Raw genomic sequence first — 2,669 nt, forward strand, 5'->3', positions numbered from 1 at the left:
AGGTAATGTCACCCAGGCCGCGGGCGCTGGCGTAGCCGCAGTTGCGGACAGCAGTCTGCACGGCGGCGTTCTCCGCCGCGAAGGGGTACGCAAAATTGCGGACCGTAAAGCCCCAGTTTTCAAGGGTGGTTTTGCCGTTGCAGACCTCAGCGGCGGCGGCCGAGGGAGTCAGGGTGGTCAGGTCCGGGTGGGTGACGGTGTGGCCGCCGATCTCATTTCCATCGCTGGCCAGCGTCTGCAGATTCGCCTGCGTGAGGTACCCGGCCGTGCCGATCCAGCTGGTCGTGATGAAGAACGTTCCCGCCAGTCCATGGGCTTTGAGGATCTGTGCGGCGGCGAGCTGGTTGGCATTGCCGTCATCAAAGGTGAGACTCACAATGGTTGCCGGCGCAGCATGGGCGGGCAACGCAATGCCCGACAGGGATGCCATCGCGAGCAGCAGGACGCTGGCCGCGGAACCCCACTTGCTCTTGTGTGGTCCTCCGCCGCCTGGATGCCTCGGCTGAGCCGTGGCTTGGTCTGAATTGTGAACAGCACGACTTAACCAGCGCATCATTCCTCCAGGGTGGCGGCCCCGCGGCGGACTATGAACACAGAGGCCCACTCCCATGCTAGAAGCGGAGTCGGGAAAGGTCACGGGTGGTCGCTTACCGGACTTTGCGGCCTGACGCCGGCCCGGCTACTTGTCTTTTACTCGTTTTCACCGGCTGCCGCGTACGCCCGGCGGACCTGGGTGGCCGGACTGCGGCGCGGCCCTTCAGGACGCCCGAGCCGCTGCGGGGCGTTACCCCGTGAGCAGGATGACCATGCCCAGGGTCCCCAGCAGCAGGACAGAACCGCTGGTCCAGAAAACGGCAGCCACGTCCGAATGGAACCCTTCCGCCGCAATGCCCCGCACACGCGCGGAATAGCGGCCGCGCTGGGTGGTGTAAATGCCGGCCGCGATGCTTCCTGCCACGCCGACCAGAACGAGGATCCAGAGACCGTAATGCGGCAGCCAACGGAGGAAAACCAGCGCCGCGGCAAAGAGGGCCAGCGCGGTCCGGCCCCAGGAGAGCACGGTGCGTTCGGGCTGCAGCCCGGGATCCTGGTGCATGGGGGCAGCCGGTCCCGGCATCAGTTGACCGTGATCAGCACGATCACCACCGCTGCGGTGGCGGCCCCGCCCAGGCCTAGGAGCGGGACGATGACGGGCAGGGGCAGGGGCTTTCCGTGCCGCATGCTCGACTCGATCGAAACCCAGCGCACCGCGGCGCCGGCACTGATCAACATTCCGATGGCCACCAGGAGTACGGCCAGCACTTTGCGCAACGGCTCAGGGAAAGCTGCGATCGCGAAGGCTTCCAGCGCCAGCCCGCCAGCCAGGAAAGCCAGGGACGTCCGTACCCAGGCAAGGAAGGTGCGCTCGTTAGCGAGCGTAAACCGCGGGTCCGGCTCCTCGCCCCCTGGCAGCACCCGGCGCGCCAGCCACCCGCGACGTTGATCCAGTTCGGTCATTTCACTCCTGACAGTGTGGTTTTGCCCATGGTATGCCGCCCCGAGGCACCGGACGAATCCGGTCAGTCATAGGCAAAACCGGTGAACATGGCTGCTTTAACCAGTTTTACAGATCTTTTCGATACGGGCAGAGTGGCTTCCTGAGACCCCCGTCTCGTTGACGGCGGCGAATGCGAAAGGTCACAGTGAGAGCCACCCTGAACCCCCGTGTAGTTACCCTCGGAACGGCCGGCGGCCCCCGCTGGTGGACTGGCGCCAACGCGGGCAAGCGTGCGGGCATTTCTACCGCCGTCGTTGTCGGGGACGCCGTGTATCTGGTGGATGCCGGAAGCGGCGTCGGGAACCAGCTGATGAAGGCCGGCTTCTCCGTCGGCAATCTTCGCGGGATCTTCCTCACCCATCTGCACTCGGACCACTGCATCGATCTGGCCAGCCTGGCCATCTTCGGGCTCTTCACCCTCCGCCCGGACCAGGAACCCATCAGAATTATTGGACCCGGAGACCGCGGTGCCCTGCCGCCGGCATCGCCCCGCGCTGTGGTTCCGCCGAAGCCGCTCTTCCCGGAGCAGCCGACGCCGGGCACGAAGGTGATGTTTGAGCACCTCATGCGGGCCTATGGTGCCGACCTGAACGACAGGGTCATCGACGCGCTGCGCCCCTCCCCGCTGGACCGCTTCACCGCTTCGGACATCGAGCTTCCGGCCGGCACCGGTTATGACCCGAATGCAAGCCCGACGCCAGCAGACATGGTTCCCTTTGAAATCTACCGGGATGAACTGGTGACGGTGACGGCCACGTTGGTGGAACATCCCCCGGTTGCCCCCGCCTTCGCCTTCCGCTTCGATACCGCGGAAGGATCGGTGACTATTTCCGGGGATACCGCACCCTGTGAGAACCTGGTCCGGCTCGCCCACGGCACGGATCTGCTGCTCCACGAGGCGATCGACTTCGACTGGGTTTCCCGCGCCTACGGCAATGTGGCAACAGAAGAAGCCCAGGCCTCTATGGACCACCACCGCCGCTCACACACCTCGGCCCGGGATGCGATCGCCTTGGCTGGCAAAGCGGGAGCGGCACGGCTGGCGCTCCACCATCTGGTTCCCGGCACGACTCCCAGATCCGTATGGCTCTCCCACGCCGAAGAATTCTCCGGCACCTTCCTGGTCCCTGAC

Annotated in this window: 4 protein-coding genes; 1 reads left to right on the plus strand and 3 read right to left on the minus strand. The window is 65.4% G+C overall.

The annotated features are described in order from the left end of the window. From AB4Y86_RS16320 to AB4Y86_RS16330, 3 genes are all read right to left on the minus strand, one after another. Positions 1-376, minus strand: a 376-nt coding sequence (locus AB4Y86_RS16320; protein ID WP_441403224.1) for a polysaccharide deacetylase family protein, incomplete at its 3' end; no start/stop codon positions are given. A 408-nt stretch (positions 377-784) separates the two neighbouring features. After that, entirely contained in the window at positions 785-1,096 is a 312-nt protein-coding gene (locus AB4Y86_RS16325; RefSeq protein ID WP_441403225.1) for a DUF202 domain-containing protein, read from the minus strand. Between the two features lie 20 nt (positions 1,097-1,116). After that, positions 1,117-1,497 carry a YidH family protein gene (locus AB4Y86_RS16330; RefSeq protein WP_441403226.1) on the minus strand — a complete coding sequence of 127 codons (381 nt, stop codon included), beginning with the start codon at positions 1,495-1,497 and terminating at the stop codon, positions 1,117-1,119. 185 nt (positions 1,498-1,682) lie between these two features. On the opposite strand from AB4Y86_RS16330, the gene AB4Y86_RS16335 reads away from it, so the two are divergent. Beyond that, a partial coding sequence (locus AB4Y86_RS16335; RefSeq protein WP_441403227.1) for an MBL fold metallo-hydrolase occupies positions 1,683-2,669 on the plus strand: 987 nt, incomplete at its 3' end.

Origin of the sequence: Arthrobacter sp. 2YAF22_2 (assembly GCF_052114645.1) — a bacterium.
In the GTDB taxonomy this organism is placed as follows: Bacteria; Actinomycetota; Actinomycetes; order Actinomycetales; family Micrococcaceae; genus Arthrobacter.

What these genes read in the sequence shown, in the direction of transcription:
- AB4Y86_RS16325 (WP_441403225.1), bottom strand. Translation starts at nt 1,096, where the DNA reads ATGCACCAGGATCCCGGGCTGCAGCCCGAACGCACCGTGCTCTCCTGG.
- AB4Y86_RS16330 (WP_441403226.1), bottom strand. Translation starts at nt 1,497, where the DNA reads ATGACCGAACTGGATCAACGTCGCGGGTGGCTGGCGCGCCGGGTGCTG.